17 protein-coding genes are annotated in these 18,717 nt (G+C 55.9%); 4 read left to right on the forward strand and 13 right to left on the reverse strand.

Annotated elements, in window-relative coordinates:
* The first annotated feature begins 34 nt into the window (after positions 1-34).
* Complete coding sequence (locus G516_RS0113495; RefSeq protein ID WP_051219426.1) at positions 35-1,165, forward strand: FUSC family protein; 1,131 nt, start codon at positions 35-37, stop codon at positions 1,163-1,165.
* Positions 1,166-1,331: 166 nt separating this feature from the next.
* Here G516_RS0113495 and G516_RS25185 read toward each other — a convergent pair whose 3' ends face one another.
* Together G516_RS25185 and G516_RS0113505 are read right to left on the reverse strand one after the other, a co-directional pair.
* A complete protein-coding gene (locus tag G516_RS25185; protein ID WP_281168040.1) occupies positions 1,332-1,460 on the reverse strand; it encodes a hypothetical protein in 129 nt (42 codons plus the stop codon).
* Positions 1,461-1,572: 112 nt separating this feature from the next.
* Positions 1,573-2,892 (reverse strand): amidase, encoded by a 1,320-nt coding sequence (locus G516_RS0113505; protein ID WP_028294091.1) that lies wholly within the window; start codon positions 2,890-2,892, stop codon positions 1,573-1,575.
* A 422-nt stretch (positions 2,893-3,314) separates the two neighbouring features.
* Between G516_RS0113505 and G516_RS22535 the strand changes: the two genes are divergently transcribed.
* The 3 genes from G516_RS22535 (at position 3,315) to feaR (ending at position 7,556) form a co-directional block, all read left to right on the forward strand.
* A complete protein-coding gene (locus tag G516_RS22535) occupies positions 3,315-5,003 on the forward strand; it encodes a GMC family oxidoreductase (protein ID WP_084645063.1) in 1,689 nt (562 codons plus the stop codon).
* Positions 4,996-6,477, forward strand: coding sequence for an aldehyde dehydrogenase family protein (locus tag G516_RS0113515; protein WP_028294092.1), 1,482 nt, complete (start codon positions 4,996-4,998; stop codon positions 6,475-6,477). The genes G516_RS22535 and G516_RS0113515 overlap by 8 nt, the downstream gene beginning before the upstream one ends.
* A 104-nt stretch (positions 6,478-6,581) precedes the next feature.
* Positions 6,582-7,556 (forward strand): transcriptional regulator FeaR, encoded by a 975-nt coding sequence (gene feaR / locus G516_RS22540; RefSeq protein WP_051219427.1) that lies wholly within the window; start codon positions 6,582-6,584, stop codon positions 7,554-7,556.
* A 367-nt stretch (positions 7,557-7,923) separates the two neighbouring features.
* Here feaR and G516_RS0113525 read toward each other — a convergent pair whose 3' ends face one another.
* The 11 genes from G516_RS0113525 to G516_RS0113575 all read right to left on the reverse strand — a co-directional run bounded on the left by G516_RS0113525 (position 7,924) and on the right by G516_RS0113575 (position 18,458).
* A complete protein-coding gene (locus tag G516_RS0113525) occupies positions 7,924-9,102 on the reverse strand; it encodes an alpha-hydroxy acid oxidase (RefSeq protein WP_028294093.1) in 1,179 nt (392 codons plus the stop codon).
* 29 nt (positions 9,103-9,131) lie between these two features.
* Positions 9,132-10,091 carry a dienelactone hydrolase family protein gene (locus tag G516_RS22545; RefSeq protein ID WP_051219428.1) on the reverse strand — a complete coding sequence of 320 codons (960 nt, stop codon included), beginning with the start codon at positions 10,089-10,091 and terminating at the stop codon, positions 9,132-9,134.
* A gap of 122 nt (positions 10,092-10,213) precedes the next feature.
* On the reverse strand, positions 10,214-11,443 hold the full coding sequence (locus tag G516_RS0113535; RefSeq protein WP_028294094.1) for an OprD family outer membrane porin: 1,230 nt from the start codon (positions 11,441-11,443) through the stop codon (positions 10,214-10,216).
* 270 nt (positions 11,444-11,713) lie between these two features.
* Positions 11,714-12,208: a flavin reductase gene (locus G516_RS0113540; protein ID WP_028294095.1), complete on the reverse strand. Its 495-nt coding sequence runs from the start codon at positions 12,206-12,208 to the stop codon at positions 11,714-11,716.
* 26 nt (positions 12,209-12,234) lie between these two features.
* Complete coding sequence (locus G516_RS0113545) at positions 12,235-13,194, reverse strand: PDR/VanB family oxidoreductase (protein ID WP_028294096.1); 960 nt, start codon at positions 13,192-13,194, stop codon at positions 12,235-12,237.
* Between the two features lie 504 nt (positions 13,195-13,698).
* Positions 13,699-14,457, reverse strand: a complete 759-nt coding sequence (locus G516_RS0113550) for an SDR family NAD(P)-dependent oxidoreductase (RefSeq protein WP_028294097.1) — start codon at positions 14,455-14,457, stop codon at positions 13,699-13,701.
* Positions 14,458-14,481: 24 nt separating this feature from the next.
* Positions 14,482-14,964, reverse strand: a complete 483-nt coding sequence (locus tag G516_RS0113555) for an aromatic-ring-hydroxylating dioxygenase subunit beta (protein ID WP_028294098.1) — start codon at positions 14,962-14,964, stop codon at positions 14,482-14,484.
* A gap of 3 nt (positions 14,965-14,967) precedes the next feature.
* Positions 14,968-16,296, reverse strand: coding sequence for an aromatic ring-hydroxylating oxygenase subunit alpha (locus tag G516_RS0113560; RefSeq protein ID WP_028294099.1), 1,329 nt, complete (start codon positions 16,294-16,296; stop codon positions 14,968-14,970).
* Positions 16,297-16,374: 78 nt separating this feature from the next.
* The gene (locus G516_RS0113565) at positions 16,375-16,899 is read right to left on the reverse strand and encodes a nuclear transport factor 2 family protein (RefSeq protein WP_028294100.1); all 525 of its coding nucleotides are present in this window, start codon (positions 16,897-16,899) and stop codon (positions 16,375-16,377) included.
* Between the two features lie 13 nt (positions 16,900-16,912).
* Entirely contained in the window at positions 16,913-17,275 is a 363-nt protein-coding gene (locus G516_RS0113570; protein ID WP_028294101.1) for a hypothetical protein, read from the reverse strand.
* Between the two features lie 40 nt (positions 17,276-17,315).
* Entirely contained in the window at positions 17,316-18,458 is a 1,143-nt protein-coding gene (locus tag G516_RS0113575) for an acyl-CoA dehydrogenase family protein (protein ID WP_028294102.1), read from the reverse strand.
* Between the last annotated feature and the right edge of the window lie 259 nt (positions 18,459-18,717).

Below are 18,717 nucleotides of genomic sequence, written 5' to 3' on the forward strand. Positions count from 1 at the left end.
GCCACAGACATTCGGAACTGCTCCGAGGACTTTCATGACCAACAAGCCACCTCACAACGAGAACACCAGCCAACAGACGCACCGTCGGCGCGATGCCGCCCGGTACTTGTTTCATAGCGACAGTCTGAAAGAAAGTGTGGCACTGGCACCGTCGGCCAGCATGCGAAACAACGTTCTCACTGGTGTGCAAACGGCACTGACCGCGGTGATTGCGATTACCCTGTTCCACTTTTCCGCATGGCCACATCTGGTCGGCTTTGCCGGGCTTGGCGCACTGGCCATCCTGTTCGGGCGCTTTGAGCCGCGTTTGCAGCGCTCCAAAATCCTGTTTCTGGCCTCTCTGATGCAAACCACGACGGTGCTGATCATGTCGACAGCGGGCTGGCTACAACTTCCAATCCCACTGCAACTGGGCTTGTTGTCGCTGATGGTGGGTGTTCTGGTGTTTATTTGCTCTACCACCGGGCTATGGCTCCCCGGCCCGCTGATTTTTGTCTTTGCCGCGGGCGCCAGCATCGCCCCTGAACTGAGTGGCACCGACGTAATCGAACGTACGTTAGCCACCGGCGCTACCGCCCTGTTTGGCTGGCTGATCTGCATTGCCACGGCGCTGTTACGACAGATTCCGGGACCAAACACCAACTTCCCGCCCATCCCACCACTGCAACCGGTCAACGAACGGCTGGCAGTGGCTGCTCGCATCACACTGGGAGCGGCGCTGGCGATATTTATCTCCCATTACTTGTTTGATGCCCACTACCCGGCCTGGGCAGGCATGGGAACACTGGCGGTGATGCAAGGAGCCTATCTGCATCTGAACATGAGCCGAGCCCTGCAACGCATGGTCGGAACCACCATCGGTGCTGTTATGGCCTGGGCGGTTTTGCAGCAGCAGCCGAATATCTGGGAATTGCTGGCGGTCATCGCCGTATTCCAGGTTCTGACGGAAATCTTCATCGGCATGAACTACGCCATCGGCCAAATGTTCGTCGCGCCAATGGCGCTGTTGATGACCTACCTGGCCGCCCCCCATCTGGTCGGCGACAACATGGTGCCCGAGCGCGTGCTGGACACACTCACCGGCGCCAGCATCGGCGTTGCCATCGCAGTTTTGCTATCAACACTGGACGACCGTCGTCATCTGTCAGAGCTCAGAAATAAATAGATCGATCACAGATGAGGCGTAGCTACAGGGATGGGAATAGAGAAAAATAGAAAAAACAGGGCTTAACGGACTTTGGCCTGCCTGACATTTCAGTGCCAGACCAAAGCGTTTTCATTCCCGTCTATACAAGCCAAATGGCTGGCGGGAATCATGCGCTGTGGCAGAACTACCGATGATCGTCGTGCTGTTTGCTGTGGCCAAAACGCCACTCCTGCAAACTCACATCACTGGCAAATCCCAACACAATAGCGGCCGCTACTCCTGCGGCCATGGTTACGGCAACGAGTTCAGTCATGGGCACCTCCTATCGGGGTGTTTGTTTTTGTTATCCCAATTCCTTTGGAGCCGTAACCAGTATAGACATCGTATATACGTTCTTGCCAGTTTTTAGCAAAATCGTCTGCGCATTAAACAGACACTTCGACCACACGATTCACCCATGCCGCCGTCGCCAGCAAGGCATCATCCCCTCGACTACGGCCAACCAGCTGCAAGCCCAATGGAATACCCTGACGGTTTTTCACGCCGGTCAGAGTGACCGTCGGCAACCCTAGTGCCTGCCATGCACGGCTCATGTGTGGCGAGCCAGTGCCCTCTTCCGCCAGCGGCGCAATGTCTGGCGCGGCAGGCGTGATGATGGCATCCACATCCGGGTAATGCTTATGCAGCTGCAAGCGCGCCTGATCCACTGCCGCCAGCGCAGCCAGATAGTCTTCACGAGACATCGCCAGCCCTTTATTGATCAGATCTTGCATCTGCGGGCTCAGCAACTCTGGCTGCGCCGCCTCAGCGGCCAAATTACGGCACACTTCCCAGGCCATAATGGTGGCGTGATGTTCAACCAGACCGCCCAGCCCCTGGTCGCCGGCAACGTCCTGATCCAGCATGGCAATGGTAACGCCTGCCTTTAACAGCTGCTCGGTCGCTTCTTCCAATGCAGTGGCCATCTCGACCGACACCGGACCCAGCCAACTGCCCGGACACATCAAAATTTTGGCAGGCTTGCGTGGTGCTTCAACGGCTGCGGTCTGATGTTCTGATCCTGTTCTCAGCAAGACCGCTCTCAGCAGTGCAATATCATCGGCCTGACGGGCAAATACCCCCAACGAATCCAGCGACTGCGCTAACGGCTGGCCACCGCGTAACGAATACTCGCCACGACTGCCAACATACCCTACCGCACCGCAATAGGCCGCCGGACGAATCACCGAAGCCGCGGTTTGGGAACCCAACGCCATCGGCACCATAAAATCGGCTACCGCCGCCGCCGAACCGCTGGAAGAACCGCCCGGCGTACGAGAAATATCGGCCGGGTTACGCGTGGCACCCGGTTTGAAGTAGGCAAACTCCGTCGTCACCGTTTTGCCCAGCACAATGGCCCCGGCCTGTTTCAGCAGCACCACACAGGTCGCATCATCAACCGGCTGACGGCCCTTATGAATCGGCGACCCCAGCTCCGTCGGCATATCGGCGGTATCAATGATGTCCTTCACCCCCAACGGCAAGCCCTTCAGCAAGCTTTGGTCGTAGAACGCCTGGCGACTGCGGTACTGAGCCAGATACTCCTCACGCTGCAAACGGTACTGCCAGGCCTGCACCTCCGGCTCACGTTGTTCAATCTGATCAAAACAGGCATGAATGACGTCTTCCGTGCAAAACGCGCCGGATTCAATGCCTTCCAGCATCTGCATTAACGAATAATGAGCCAGATTTTCAGGTGCTTGCATGGTAATTCCTCAGTAACAAACGGCGATGTAATAACGCCTGCAATTACTTGAATATTCACGCAATAAAAATTGTAATTCAACAACGTGTGAATTCAGAAAAGACTCATCAAAGAGAGCCAATCTGCGGCTAAAAACCAATAAAAACGCAATAATTCACAACAAAAGCCGCTAAAACCTGAGTTTCACGCCGAAAATCGCAGCAGAACCCGCGCTACAACCACTCAGTCCACACCCATATTTTTTAAACATTCAGACCGACAAACACGCCATTAGCCACCATCACAGCACAGCGGCACGCATTGCCATCAGCACGGCATAAATTGCCAAGCGCCCTTTTTCTGCCTCTGCCCTAATGACAGTCATGCATACCCAATTCGCACTGCATCGGCAGTCAATAAAGAACAATTTGATGAGGGACACACATGAGCAAGCAATATGACTACATCATTGCTGGCGCAGGTTCAGCCGGTTGCGTCATTGCCCACCGGCTGGTCAACGCCGGACATTCCGTACTGCTGCTGGAAGCCGGCGAAAAAGACGACAGCCTGTTCCATAAAATCCCGGCCACGGTGGTGAAAGTCTTCCAGCAAAAATCATGGCCCTACATGACTCTGCCACAAGTCGAGTGCAACAACCGGGAAATGCTGATCGCCCAAGGCAAAGTGCTGGGCGGCGGCAGCTCGGTTAATGGCATGATCTACATCCGCGGCCAGCAGCAGGACTACGATGACTGGGAAAACCTCTGGGGCTGTCGTGGCTGGGGGTATCACGATGTGTTGCCATTCTTTCGACGTGCCGAGGCCAATGAAAGCCTCGGCGATGAGTATCATGGCGAAACCGGCCCAGTGCATATTGGCGAGAACCGCTACCGCCACCCATTGACCCAGGCCTGCATCAAGGCCTGCGAACAAATGGGACTGCCCTACACCAATGACTTCAACGGCGCCTCACAAGAAGGCACCGGGTTTTACCAAACCAATATCAAACACGGCGAACGCCAAAGCACCTCGCAAACCTATCTGAAAGCCATCGCCAACAACCCCAAACTGACGGTCATCACTCACGCACTGGTGCACAAGGTATTGCTGGAAAGCTCTGGAGATCAGCAAAAAGCCACCGGCGTTGAATACTCAATCAAGGGCGGTGACAGCATCATTGCCATGGCCTGCAAGGAAGTCATCGTCAGCTCTGGCGCGATTGGATCACCCAAAGTCTTGTTGCTGTCAGGCATTGGCCCGGCCGAGCAGCTGGCCAAACACGGCATCGCCTGCCACCGCGAGCTACCCGTCGGCAAGAACTTTCACGACCACCAGCACATGTCGATCAACGCCACCACCAAAGAAAACATCTCCATCTACGAGGAAGACAAGGGTCTCTCGGCCATCAAACACATGTTGCAGTATCTGACCACCCGCTCAGGCCTGATGACGTCCAATATTCTGGAAGGTGGTGCCTTTATCGATACCGAAGGCGTAGGCCGCCCCGACGTGCAATTCCATTTTTTGCCGTTGCTCGACAACTTCGACAATACCCCGGGTGAAAAACCCGAAGCAGAGGCCCACGGCGTTTCCATCAAGGTGGGGCACCTGCGCTCTAAATCCCGTGGCGAAGTGCGCCTAAAAAGCGCCAACCCTGCCGATCTGGTGGAAATCGACGCCCAGGTGCTGAGTCACCCGGACGATCTGAAGAATCAGGTGCGAGCAGTGCAAGTCGCCCTGAAAGCCTTCCAGCAACCGGCCCTGAGACGCATTATCAAACGGGTGATAGAGCCAGACAACATTGCCATGGACGATATCAGCGCCCTTGAAGCCTTCGTTCGCCAGAACATCAAAACCGTCTATCACCCGGGCGGTACCTGCAAGCTGGGCACAGATTCCACCGACTCTGTCGTTGATCTGCAATTGCGCGTTCACGGCATTCCCAACCTGCGGGTTATCGATATGTCGATCTGCCCTCAAGTGCCGAGCGGCAATACCAATGCCGTCGCCATGATGATTGGCGAACGCGGTGCCGACCTGATCCTGAACCCGGACCAACCGACTTCCTCTCAAACCACTGCCTTTCAAACAACAAGCGCGGCCAACGAACAGAAGGAAACTGCACATGCCTGATATTCAACTGCTGCCAGAAACCAGCGCCTTTCTGGATCGACCACACAGCCAATTTATTGCGGGTGAAGCCATCGCCGCCAGCGGCGAAACCTTCGACGTTATCAACCCGGCCACCGAAGCAGCCATTGCAACCGTCGGTGCAGCATCCAGTGATGAACTGAATCAGGCCGTCGCCGCCGCCAAAACCTGTTTCAACGACGTTTGGGCAGACTTTAACCCCTATGCCCGCGGCCAGATCCTGAACAAACTGGCCGACCTGATTGAACAGAACGGTGAAGAAATCGCTCAGCTGGAAACCTTGTCGAGCGGCAAATCGATCAACCTGGCACGCTTGTTTGAAGTACAGCAGAGCGCCCTGTTTCTTCGTTACTTCGCCAGCTGGACCACCAAGATCAATGGCGAAACCATGCAGCCCTCACTGCCTTCCATGGCCGGTGAAAAATACTCCGCCTTCACCCTGCGCCAGCACATCGGCGTCGTTGCGGCGATTGTGCCCTGGAATTTCCCGTTGATGATCGCCATCTGGAAGCTCGGTGCGGCACTGGCCTGTGGCTGCACCGTGGTACTGAAGCCATCGGAATTTACCCCGCTGACTGTTTTGAAGCTTGCCGAACTGGCCCGGCAAGCGGGCCTGCCCGATGGTGCGCTGAACATCATCAACGGCAAGGGCGATATCGGCGAAGCCTTGGTCAAACATCCCGACGTCAAAAAAGTTTCCTTCACCGGCTCCGTACAAACGGGCATGAAAGTGAACCAAACCGCGGCTCAGGACATGACCCGCTGCACACTGGAGCTGGGCGGCAAAAACAGCGCCGTACTGCTGCACGATGCAGACATAGACCGCGCAGTGGGCGCGCTATTGCAGCTGGGCTATATCCATCAAGGGCAAGTATGCGCAGCGCCAGAGCGCATCTATGTTCCAAACGACCGCATCGACGAACTGCTGGATAAATTCAGTGCGGCACTTTCACAAGCCCCAATCGGCTCGCCAATGGATGAAAGCAACGTATTTGGTCCTATCTCCAACAAACCACAGTACGAAAAAGTGCTCAGCTATCTGCAGTACGCCAAAGACCACGGCCAGTTGGTTTACGGAGGCGAACCGTTTGATCAGGACGGGCTGTACATCACTCCGGCACTGGTCAAAGCCAGTAGCGCCGAAGACGTGCTGATGCAACAGGAAACCTTTGGCCCGATATTGACCGTAATGGGTTACGACGATGAATCCGAATTACTGGAATTGATCAACAACACCCCCTACGGCCTTGGTACCAGTCTGTGGACCAACAATTTGTCTGCGGCGATGCGCATGATTCCGAAAATCGAATCCGGCACGGTGTGGATTAACCTGCACACCATGGTTGACCCCGCCGTGCCATTTGGAGGCGTCAAACAGTCGGGAATTGGTCGGGAATTCGGCAGTGCATTTATTGATGAATACACCGAGCTGAAGTCAGTCATGATGGCGTACTGATCCAGCCAAACCCCACCTGGTGCGACCGCGGTCAGACTCAAACAATGGAACATTGCTTGCTTATAAAAACTTGAATATTCAATTATAAACAAGAGATTCCAGACATGAGAGAGACTGAATCACTGTCGCACTGGGACTACGCCGTCAAAGATATTTGTGGCACCTTCGCAACGCGTATTCACCCGCACATTCCTTTCATTGGCAACATCACGCTCCGCAACCACGGCGGTCTGGAAATCGCTCATATTGAAACCAACGCCGAACGGGTTCTGCGCAGCAAACTCGCCTGCCGGGATGACCGCTACTGCTTTCTTATTCTGCAAACCCACGGCGTTATGGGCTTTGTCGCCAGTAATGGCGATGAGCTGTCGCTGGCTCCGGGCGATATGCTGCTGATCGACTCATCCCATGAATTCGCCATGTTGCCGCAAGGGCTCATTCAACAACTGAGCTTTCACCTTCCACGCGAGAAGCTCCGGCACATCACCACTCCGAAACGAGCCTTCCACAAGCTGGATTACCACAGCATCAGCGCCTTGTCGCTGCGCGGCATACTGCAGCAACTGCGCTTTTCGGACGTTCATTTTGGTGCAAAGCCACAAGATGCCGAGGCGCTCCAACAAGCCATCATCGCCCTACTTACCGCCGCGTTGGGGCAACCCTCTGCACCTGAGATTTCCTTGCGCGATCAGGCAGAGCAACACATCCGGCGGCTGATTGCAGACCACCGGCTCTGTCCGGAAAAAATTGCCTCTGAAATGGGAATTTCACGTCGAAGCCTGTACCGGCTGTTTCAACAGGAAGGTGGTAGCATCGCCCAGCACATTCTGGATTTGCGGTTGAACAATGCCGCTGCGGATCTTCAGTACCGGGGCCAGGATGCCCTTTCGGTGACCGACATTGCCTTCCGCTGGGGATTCAACGATGTGTCGCAGTTTTCACGCGCCTTCAAACGGGAACTGGGCCTGTCGCCAACCGCTTACCGGCAACAAGCCCGAGAGATAATCAAGCCTTGCGGGCCCGCCCCTGACGCAGTCGCATCAGTACCGCACGCTGACGGCGATAATGTTCGAGGTTAATAATTTCTGCAGATGGGCGGGTTTCAACGCGCAGGCATACCGGGCGAACCGGATTAAAAACGCCGGAGCGGACAACCACGAATACGATGGCGATGGTTGCTACTACAAGAGTAAGCGAGAGCAAATCAGGCATAGTCACCTCCCAGCCAGGGTGTTTTATTATTATTCACTAATCCCTGTGAGTCGTGCGCTGAGCTTTTCTGTGCTGTTTAAAAGCGGGTCATACCGAAGCATGAAATGGCCGTCATGCTGCGTCTCCCATTGGCCTTAATGGCCCAACACTTGAAACAACTTATTACAAACTTTGAATGAAGTATAGAAAACCGTACCGGTCAGGCCAGTGCTTTTAGCCTGGTGATGTAAAAAGTCAGCCAGGATTTAACTCCGCCAACTCTGCCAGTGACGAACACCCCATCAAATTCATCGCTCGGGCCATTTCTTCCTGCAGCAACGCCAGCACCCGGTCGCTGCCCGCTTCGCCAGCGGCAGCCACACCAAACAGCGTCGCGCGCCCCAGCAATACGCCCGATGCGCCACAGCTGATGGCCTTGATCACGTCAACGCCACGGCGAATCCCGGAATCCAGCAAAACAGGAATGCGGCCATCGACCACCTCAACAATCGGCCCAAGCGCCGCCATGGAGCTAATGGCACCGTCCAGCTGGCGGCCACCATGATTGCTGACCACCAATGCATCCACACCAGCATCCAACGCCAACAGGGCATCACCCGGATGCAACACGCCTTTTAACACCAGCTTGCCCGGCCATTGCGCGCGAAGCGTTGCCAGATCATCCCAACTCAACAAGACGTTAAGTTGCTCAGCAATAAACTGCATGGCCCCCAGCGCCGACCGCTGCCCCGCAGGCAAATACGGGTTCAGATTGCCCATTGACGGCAAGCCGATACCATCCGATCCCGAGAGCATTACCCGTCGTAGCCATTGCGGATGCAGCAACACGTCCAGCTGATTTCTGAAGGTTAACTGACGCGGGGCGCTGAAATTTCGACGGTCCCACTCCCTGTTGCCAACCACCAGCGCATCCGACGTAATCACCAGAGTATCGACCCCGGCATCCCGGGCACGCTGCAACAGGTCTTGCTGTATGCCTGCATCTTTCAAGGCGTACAACTGAAACCAGAAATCCAGCTGCGGACAGGCCTGCCGTACTTGCTCCACCGAGGCATTGGCCACCGTGCTGAGGCAAAAAGGAATCGACGCCTTCATGGCCGATGTCGCCAGCAAAATATCCGCCTGCGGCCACAGCAGTCCATTAAACCCGGTTGGGCCAATGGCCATGGGCAACGCCGACGGCTTTCCAAGCATGGAAGACTGTAATTGCGGCGGGTGATTCGGCACCAGGGTGCGGCTCTGCAACGACAGCGACTGAAACGACGCACGGTTGGCCGCCAATGTCAGTTCATCTTCAGCACCACCCAGTAAATACTCACGGGCAAACGCGGGCAAATTGCGCTTTGCCTGCGCGGCCATTTCGTCCACCGACTGCACCCGCTGCATGTCACCACCCTGATAATAACGCCTCATGGCAAATTCCTTCTCCGTCTGTAGCGGGTCTATTCTGATGCCGCGGTCTGTCGTTGTCCGAACGCCCGTCGCAAGAACAGCGGCAACTCGATTTTCACTGCCTGGGCTGCAGCGGCGTTATAGGCAAAGCGGCCGTCACTCTGCACGCAGTCGTTTTCAGGCCGGAACATACGGCCAGTGGTTTCATTCACCAACACGCCCTTGACGACTTCTTTCACAATACAGTCCCGGAACGATGTTGTGTTCTCTTCTGCCAGCCCTTCAGGGTGCTGTAAATCAAAGCCATGACCCGCATCATCATAGGCAACCACCTGAATATCAGCGCCATTGGCTTTGGCGCGACGGGCAAAGTCCTGACAGGAGCCAATGGCGTTAATATTGTCGTTCATACCATGGAAGATTCGCACGGGCGTGGCCAGCAGCTGGTCATCGTCCCGGTACTGGAAGCCACAATTGGGATAGAAGGCCGCTACCGCGGCAAATTGCTGATCGGCCCGGCCATAAAGGGTCTGCATCCGCGACATGGCACTGTACAGGGCCGCCTGACCGGCGTCGGTAAAACCAACCAACGCGATCCGGTGCATGTCGATGGCCGGATGATTGGCCAGCACATCCAGCGCCGCCCAGGCGTCGCGGATCATCGCCAGCTGGCGCATGCCGGTATAGGCCTCGACACGGCCGTAGGTGCTTTCGACCAGAAAGGTGGCAATGCCCTGTGCATTCAATAATTCCACCCAGTCCTGCAATTCGTAGCTGTAGCCACCCGGGCCGTACAGCAGGATCACCGCCGGATTGTCACTCGCCTGCGGCAGTTTCAGCGCCCCCACAATACCGGCCTGATGACCGCCCTTGCCGCGCAACAACTGCTGATCAGACATGGTTACTGTGTTGAACACATGGATTTCCGAGCGCATGGAAGCACTCGCGGTAGAGGGCAAGCCCGCCAGTAGCAGCCAGGTTGCAATCACCAGACAAACAGAGTTTTTCATCGGATACCCCGAAGGATGCCGCTGACAGCCCCTCCCTGGTATCAGCAAGCACATAAAAAAGTATGGGAAACAGCAAAAGGCAGCCGCGTGGCGGCTGCCTTGTTGGCCTTCACACCGTCAGATCAGAACTGACGGGTATAAGTGGTGATAAAGCGGAATTCGCGGAAGCCGGAAGTCCAGCTACGGTCAATCCACATATCACGGGCGGAGAATGCCAAACCCTTAAAGGTTTCGTCCTGAACGGCGTAGGTCAGGAATACGTCACGCTCGGACTGGTGCTCGTCATCACCACCGGCAACGTCAATGTCCTTACCGAAGATGTACTGGGTCATCAGCGACAGACCAGGCGCCCCCAGGTCTTTAAAATCGTAGCCATAACGGATACCGGTGGATTTCTCATCCGGCATGATGAAGGCGGCCATTGACCAGTGCAGAGTGTAAGGCTGTGGTACGTAACCGTTCAGCGTTGGCACCGCACGCTCGCCGTCGATGCTCTGATAGCTCAGGCGCAGTTTGTGGTTGCCATGAGCCAGGCCCAAACCTGTGCTCAACACATCCACGTCCATATCGTCGCCGCCATAGGCTTTACCGTCGTTACCGTAGTCCAGGTAGCGCAGGTCGTAACTAACGCCCGTATCGCCAAACTTGTTTTTGTAGGCCAGTGCGTAGGTGTTCTGGGTGTAGAAATCTTTCAGCTGGCCATAGTAGTAAGTACCGCTGAGGGTCTTGGTAAACCCGTAGGTCGCGCCGGCAAAGTACAGGCCGTCGGAGCGGTTTTCGTCCTGGCCACGGTAAACATAAAACTCCTCTTTATCGGAAGAGTTACGGGTCACGGCTTTCCAGAACACACCGGCCTTGAGGTCGAGGCCCTCCACTTCTTTGGATTCCAGTACCGCACCTTCGTAGATGGTGGTCAGCACGCGGCTTGGGTCTTCCCATGCCACCGGCAGGTGTGGACGGTAGTCACCGATTTTCAGTTCGGTGTTGGAATACTTCAGCTTCAGGGTGGCACCCAGACGACCGTAGTTATCGACAGCTTCACCATCGCTGTCGAGAGGCAGCGAGCCGTCATTACCTTCGGAGTCCAGCACAATGGCGTCGGTGGTGTTCACATCCAGACCCACCTTCACCTTGGTGTCGGTGTAGCCAGAGATAAACTGCAGGTCGACGGCTTGTGACCAGTTGCCTTCCTCGGTGTCATTTTTGGTGTAGCGGCGATCCAGGTAGTAGTTTTTCAGCTGCATTTTCAGCGCTGAATCTTCCATAAAATCTGCCTGCGCAGTGCCCGTGGCAGCCAAACCGGCCATGGCCGACACCAGCAAGCCTGTCGTGGAAATAGTGTGTCTCTTCATCGTGGTTTTCCTTTTTCTTTGCTCAGTACCAGTGCTGCTAACGCCCGCCAGCAAAATGCCAGACAAAACGAACAGCCGTTAGGGTGATTGGCGGTTTTGTTCAAGAGCTATTAGCTACACCAAAACGTTTCAACCGCTCTTTTTCGCTGGTAACGAAGCCCCCGGCTTCGCCGCCCCCTCGTACCACCGGACCTATCCTTGCCCGGCGTCTTGCATGGCAACGATCTCCCATGCCCCCGGAGATCGTTGCCGGTGTAGTGACTCAGTGGCCTATGCCACCGAGCTGTCGCACAAACGGTGGTAATTACGATTGAAATACACCAGACCAGCATCGGCAGAACCAATGCGAACATCCTGAATGCGGCAGTAAAACACCGTGTGCGAGCCCATTTCGTGGCTTTCGTGGATGGTGCAATCGAAGTTCACCAGCGCTTCGTCCAGCGCCGGAGCGCCGGTGGTCAGGTTGGTGAATGAATGACGGGAAAATCGCTCTTCGCTGTTCAGATCGCGGTTGGCGAAATCCCACGACACGTTCTGGTGGTCGCCATTCAGTACGTTGACGCACAACACGCCGTTGGTCTTAAAGTGGTCGTGGGCGTACGAATTGCGGTTCATGCACACCAGCAACGTCGGTGGCTCATCGGTAACACTGCACACGGCGGTGGCAGTAAAACCAAAGCGTCCGGCTTCGCCGTCGGTGGTGATGACGTTAACGGCACCGCCCAGCAGAGCCATGCCATTTCGAAATGCCTGGGTATCAATCATGGAAATTTCTCCTGCTGTTGGCCGACTCACAGATCCAGCACCAAACGCGGGGTTTTGGAGCGTGAGCAGCAAATGGTCATTTGGTCGTTGTCTTCCTTTTCCTCATCGGTCAGGAACACATCGCGGTGTTCGGGAATGCCTTCCACCACGTCGCACAGGCAAGTACCGCAGGTGCCCTGCTCGCACGACACAGGGATTTTCATACCCGCGGCGTTCAGTGCCTGGGCGATGGTTTGATCCGGCCCCACGGTCACGGTGATGTCACTGGCTTCGGCATATACCTCGAAGGCTTCGCCGCCGGTTTCCACTTCTACCTGGAAGAATTCCTTGTGCATGCGGTCGTCGCTGAAGCCCTTGCTGGCTGCAGCGTCCATCACCCAATCCATAAAGCCCGCCGGGCCACAGGTGTACATATGGGTGGTGTCATCACTGCCTTCGTAAACGGCCTCAAGATCAACCCGCTTGCCGTCGTGTTCGTCGCCAAACCAGAAGTGAACCTGTGCGGCGAAGGGGCTGTTGGCGAGATCGTCAATAAAGGCCGACGTGGCACGGGAACGACCGCAGTACCAGATATCAAACGGCTTACCCGCTGCATGCAGCGCATACGCCATGGCGATCATCGGCGTGATGCCAATACCGCCGCCAATCAGAATCGAACGGCCGTTCGTTTCAGACAGTGGAAACAGGTTACGCGGGGCACTGATTTGCAGCTCAGTGCCTTCGTGCAAATGCTCGTGAACGGCGATGGAACCGCCACGGGAATCCGGGTCGCGCAAGACCCCAACCCGATACGCCGAGCGGTCGGCGGGGTTGTTGCAAAGCGAATACTGACGCACCAGATCGCCTTTTAGGTGCAGGTCAATGTGTGCACCCGCTTCAAACACCGGCAAAGGCTGCCCTGCTGGATCTACCAACTCCAGGGCAACAACGCCTTCGGCTTGTTGTTCGCGCTTGCGAACGACGACGGTCAACAACTCGTCTGTCATGTTATTTCTCCGTCCGGCCAGGCCGGTTTTCTGCGTGAGTATTTCTTTCTTGGTCAGACGTCTGAAGCCAGATGCCTGACGCTTTATTCGGGAGCGCGGCGGTGCGCAGTGCGCACCCTACAAGTTGCTCCCGTTGGTCATGTGTAGGAGCGAATTCATTCGCGAATAAATTCGCTCCTACAAAAGCGTGTCGCTCGTAATTTGTTTGCCCTGCGGTACAGGGCTTCGCAGGCAAGCCAGCTCCTACAGCATCTGTGTACGTAGGAGGTAGCTTGCTGCCGATAGTCGTTTACCCTTTGATGGGCGGGGCCCATCCTACGAACGCCACACCTGAAACGTAGGAGCGAATTCATTCGCGATTAGCTTCTGACCAATCGCGTACCGGAGCGTTAACGAGGCAGGCAGAGCAAGGCGTACCGGAGCCCGGACACAAGACATACCAAATGGGTAGGCGCAGTGACGGGCGAGGACACAACGAAGCTATGCCAACGCAGTTAGCTCCGATCACCTCATGAAGAGGCCGCCATTCACATCCCAAGTCGTGCCCGTGGTGAAATACGCCTCTGGCCTTGCCAGCTGCACCACCATGTCGCCGATAAAATCGGCGTCTCCCAGGCGTCCAGCAGGAATGTTGGCCAGCAGGCCTGGCAAGCGTTCTTCCGGCACCAGCGCCTTCACCATCGGCGATTCGATCGGGCCCGGGGCGATGGCGTTTACAGTCACGCCGCTGGCGGCCAGTTCCTTGGCGAATACCTTGGTGATGGTGATGATGCCGCCCTTCGAGGCCGCGTAATGGGCACCGGTGCTGGTGCCGCCGTTCTGTCCTGCCAGTGAAGCCATGTTGATGATGCGACCAAAGCCCTGTTCGGCCATGTAGGCGCCCATTACCTGGCAACCACCGAAGCAGCCACCCAGGTTGATGCTGACCACTTCGTTGAACTCTTCGAGGGAAATCTCCATCACTGGTGTAGCGCGTGTCACGGCGGCGTTGTTTACCAACACCTGAACACTGCCCCAGCGGTCGATCACGGCGTCCAGCGCCTGCTGATAGTCGCTTTTGCTGGCGATATTCAGGCCCACGGCCATGGCGGTGGCGCCACTGCTATCGAGCTGGTTGGCTGCGGTTTGAGCGGCGTCGACGTTGATATCCGTCACAACAACCCGGTAACCGGCCTGATGCAGTCGACTGGCGATGTGAAAGCCAACGCCCTGGGCGGCGCCGGTTACCAGTGCCACTGGCTGTGTTGCGATACTTGTGGTCATGGAAATTTCCTTCTGCCTGGCCAATTAGAAAACGAAGCTGACGGTGCGCAGGAAGCCATCGGCGTGCAGCAACTTGACGACTTTCTGTTCAATCTGGAAACCGCCATCCACCGGTTTGAGGGTGTATTCGACGTTGGCCGGATAGGTAACCAGCTTGCCGTGACGCAGTTCGTTGAGGGTTTGTGCCGAGCGCACAATCACTGCTTCGTCACCGGCTTCCAGAATGCGTACCCGTGACACCATGCGAACGGTTGAGCCAACGGAATTGGCGGATACCGATTCACCGTTTTCCAATCGGGCCACACGCATACGGCGCATGTCGGCGTCATCCAAAGCCAGGTTCAGGGTGCTGAGGTAGTCGGTTTCGTTGAGGTCGGTCGGTACGATGTACAAACCGCTGTCGGTCCACAGCGACAGCCATTCCTGATAGCCCTTGTGGTCCAGCAGGTCGGCCTCGTAGCTGATGAATTCGGTCACCAGCGCCAGCAGTTGAGTGTTGGATTTCATGGCTTATTTCTCCTCAACAGTGTCTGTGGTTGCGGTTTTGGCGCTCTGACCGGCGGCCATCACTTGCTTGTATTTGGCGTAAGCTCCACGCATGCCGGTTTCCGAGCACACCGCGCCTTGCGGGTTGCCATCTGCGGAGTCGCGCAGCTTGGTCATGCCGCGGTTAACCAGAATCCAGCCGTCAGTACCGGCCATGGAGCCTTTTTGAACGCGCTCCCAGGCTTCACCATCGTCTGGCGTACCAAAGCCCATTGGGCCTTGAAAGTGCTCATGCAAACGCATGCGCTTCTGGTTGAAGGCGTTTGGTGCACCGGCACCGCCAATGGCAACGTGCTGGATTTCGGTTTCATCCACCGATACCGGACGCAGCACCCGGAAAAACGCCATGGAGCAGGACACGTTCGGGAACAGGTTGAGGTTGAAGCCAGTGCCGTGGGCTGCACGCACAAGTTTCTTCACTTCGTCTTCCGACTTGCCTTCGTCACGCAGTGCCTGAGCCAGCGAGTTGAAACGTTCAGGGATCGGCTGATCCAGATCGGCCTCCAGGTCGGTCAGCTCAGGAATCATCACCATCACACTGTGGCCGTTGCCCAGGTCTTCAACAAAGCCTTCGCCGTCCAGGAAGTCGAAGATGTCGGCGGTGGCTTCATCCAGCGAGCTCACAAATGACTTGTGAACAATCGGGAAGTGGTAGGCATCGGTGGTGTTTTCCAGCTGGATTTTCCAGTTGCCCGGAAAGTTAAAACGGTGTTCGCCCAGCACTTGCAGCGGGTAGCCACCGCCCTGCTTCATAAACAGATCAATCCACTTTTTGGCACCACCAAGGAAGTCGGCCAGTGGCTCAATGTCCTGATTGAAGGTGGCGAAAATCATGCCTTGGTAGGAGTCCCACTTGAGGCTTTCCAGCGGCATATCTTTCTTGTCGAAAACACCGTCGTACTCTTCCGGCTTAGGCAGCGCACGCAGCGAGCCATCAAGGCCGTAGCCCCAGCCGTGGTAAGGGCAGGTAAAGGCTTTGGTTTTGCCTTTGCGGGCTTCACACACGGTGGCACCGCGGTGACGACAACGGTTTTGCAGTACGTGGATGTTCATTTTGCGGTCGCGGCTGATGATCACCGGGTGACGACCCACGTAAGAGGTTTTGAAGCTGCCCGCTTCCGGCACTTCGCTTTCGTGACCAACAAACACCCAGGTTTTGTTGAACACCAGATCAATTTCTTCTTCAAAGATTTCCGGGTTGGAGTACAGCTCTTTTTTTACCCGGCCGTTTTCTACATCGACCATGTCAGCGGCTTGGGTGCCGATGTTTTTCAATGCAATCAATTCACTCATGGCTATCTCTCTTTCAATTTGGTTGGCGTGGCATCTGCACGGCTTTCTGGCTGGCGCTCTAACCTGCGTTCAATACGGCTACTTGCCCGGAACAGGCAGGCTGGCGTCGCTGTTCCAGTGATCAACAGGGCGACTGAACAGGTTTTCAGTCTGGAAATGACACATCCGCCACACCCCGTTGTCGCATCGGAAGCGCACTGTCAAACGGGCGCTGTTCAGGTGCGATCTGCCGTCACTGAAGGTCGACACCTGCAACATGTTCCAGCTGCCGCTGGCGTCATTGCCCTCCACCTGAATCAGCTCAGAGGTCAGGTAATGAACGTTGAGGGCAAAATGGGCAGGCTCGACGCAGTACTTCGCCAGCATGGCGACAATGGCGTCGCGGCCCTGATGGCCACCGAAGCTATTGGCGTACCGAGCGCCCTTGCCTTCCCAGCAAGCATCCTCGGTGAACAGGTCGCCCAATTCGTCCAGCGGCGTACAGGCATCGAGTCGGTCGCACAAATCCATGTAACGATTGATGCAACGGCGAATACCTTGTTGACTGGCTTGCTGGTGCTCCAGCTGTTGCAGACGTTGCTGCAATGCGTGCAAATCCGTCATGGCGATCTCTGCCTTACGCCCGTTGTACGATCAGTTCACGACCGATACGGGATTCGATCTTGCAGTAGCGCCACAGCTTGTACGGGGTGTCGCCCACAGCGGTGGTACGGAACAGGTTGCAGCAGGCCACTACAGTGTCGTAATCGGCCACGTCTGCCAGCAAATAGGTGGTCCATGGGTAACCGGTGGAAGGGCCAACCATGCTCTGGTCGTCGTCCATATTGCCGATCACTTCAACGCCTTCCATGTCATGAATGGCATTCCACATGCTGCCGAACGCGGCCCATACATCGAGCTGCTCTTCACGCGGGGCGTCCATAAAGTTCTGGTTGATGCCCATGCAAAACAGCACGCGCAATGGTTTCTTTTCGCTCATTTATCTAACTCCTGTTCGCTTGATTCTGACTGCCTGGCACTTACAAATAGCCGGGCAACGGGTCGTGGCCGAAGAACATGGCACCGGCGTTTTTCAGGGTGATACGGCCCATAAAGGCGTGCTGGGTCACCATTCGGGAATCACGCAAAATGCGAGACAATGGATGCTTGCTGTAAGCGCCGGTCATGCCGGTTACCTCGTACGTCATGCGTACCGCTTCGGCGCATTCATGAGCCAGCGTGGTGGTGGCAAGACGAATCAGATTGGTCTGATCCGCTGACGGCTTGCCGCCTTGTTGAATGGTTTCCCAGGCTTCCTCTGTCACCTGATAGAAGAAGGCGCGGGAGGCCCGCAATTTGGCCTCGGCCTGGGCAATTTCAATTTGCACGTACTCGCGCTGGCCAAGGTTCGGGGCACCGGTCACAGACTGGCGTCCGGCCGCTTCGGCCTGCACCACATCAAGGGCTTCACGGGCCAGACCGGCACAGGTAATGGCCAACACCTGAGCAGCAAACGACAGGCTTGGGTAACGGAAGAAGTCCGAATCGAGGTTCGGTTTTCCGCCCCGCACAAAGGTCCACTCTTCCGGCACAAACTGGTTTTCAACCACCAGGTCGTGGGAGCCGGTGCCAACCATGCCGATCACATCCCAGTTGGGCTTGATAGTGACCTTGTCAGCCGGGAAAACCGCCATGCGGGGCAGTGGTTCGTTTTCATCCTTGATGCCAACGCCAATCAGCGATGCACCCTTGCAGCCAGAGCCGAATTTCCAGGTGCCACTGACCATAAAGCCGCCGTCTACCCGCTCGGCCTTTTGTGGCGGGAAAATACCGCCGGCAAACACCACATCCGGGCCGCCAGACCACACCTTGTCGATGGTTTCCAGTGGCAGTGCTGCCAAATAGGCCGGGTTCATACCAAAACTGGCAACCCAACCGGATGAACCGTCTGCTGCAGCAATGGCTTCCACCATTTGCAGGAATTCCATTGGCGAACGCTCGTCGCCGCCCAATGCTTTGGGCACCATGGCGCGATACACACCGATTTCGCGAAAACGCTCAATGATGTCCTGAGCAATGTATTGCTGATCCTCGAACTCCTGTCGGCGCTCGCGAATATCAGCCAGCAGCGCATCGAATGCGTCGCCTCCCCAAAGGGATTTATCAATTTGATAAGCAGGCATATCGCTCTGTTCTCCTGTGTCCTGTGCTCGAAGCGGTCTGATAGAACCCGCTTTCTTCTGTGCTCATTCTAAGAGCCAGGGAGCACATAAAATTTCGGATATCGCCCCCCGATGCGTTTTATAAAATCATTTTTTTAACTTTACTTGTCAATTAATTTTTCAATATTTTTTACGCACAAAAAAGAAGCCAGCAAATTCAAATCGCACCAATAAAAAGCACTTTTAAAATCTCAAAATCCTATCCGCAAAACCCACCAAA

Source organism: Oceanobacter kriegii DSM 6294 (assembly GCF_000422845.1).
In the GTDB taxonomy this organism is placed as follows: domain Bacteria; phylum Pseudomonadota; class Gammaproteobacteria; order Pseudomonadales; family Oceanobacteraceae; genus Oceanobacter; species Oceanobacter kriegii.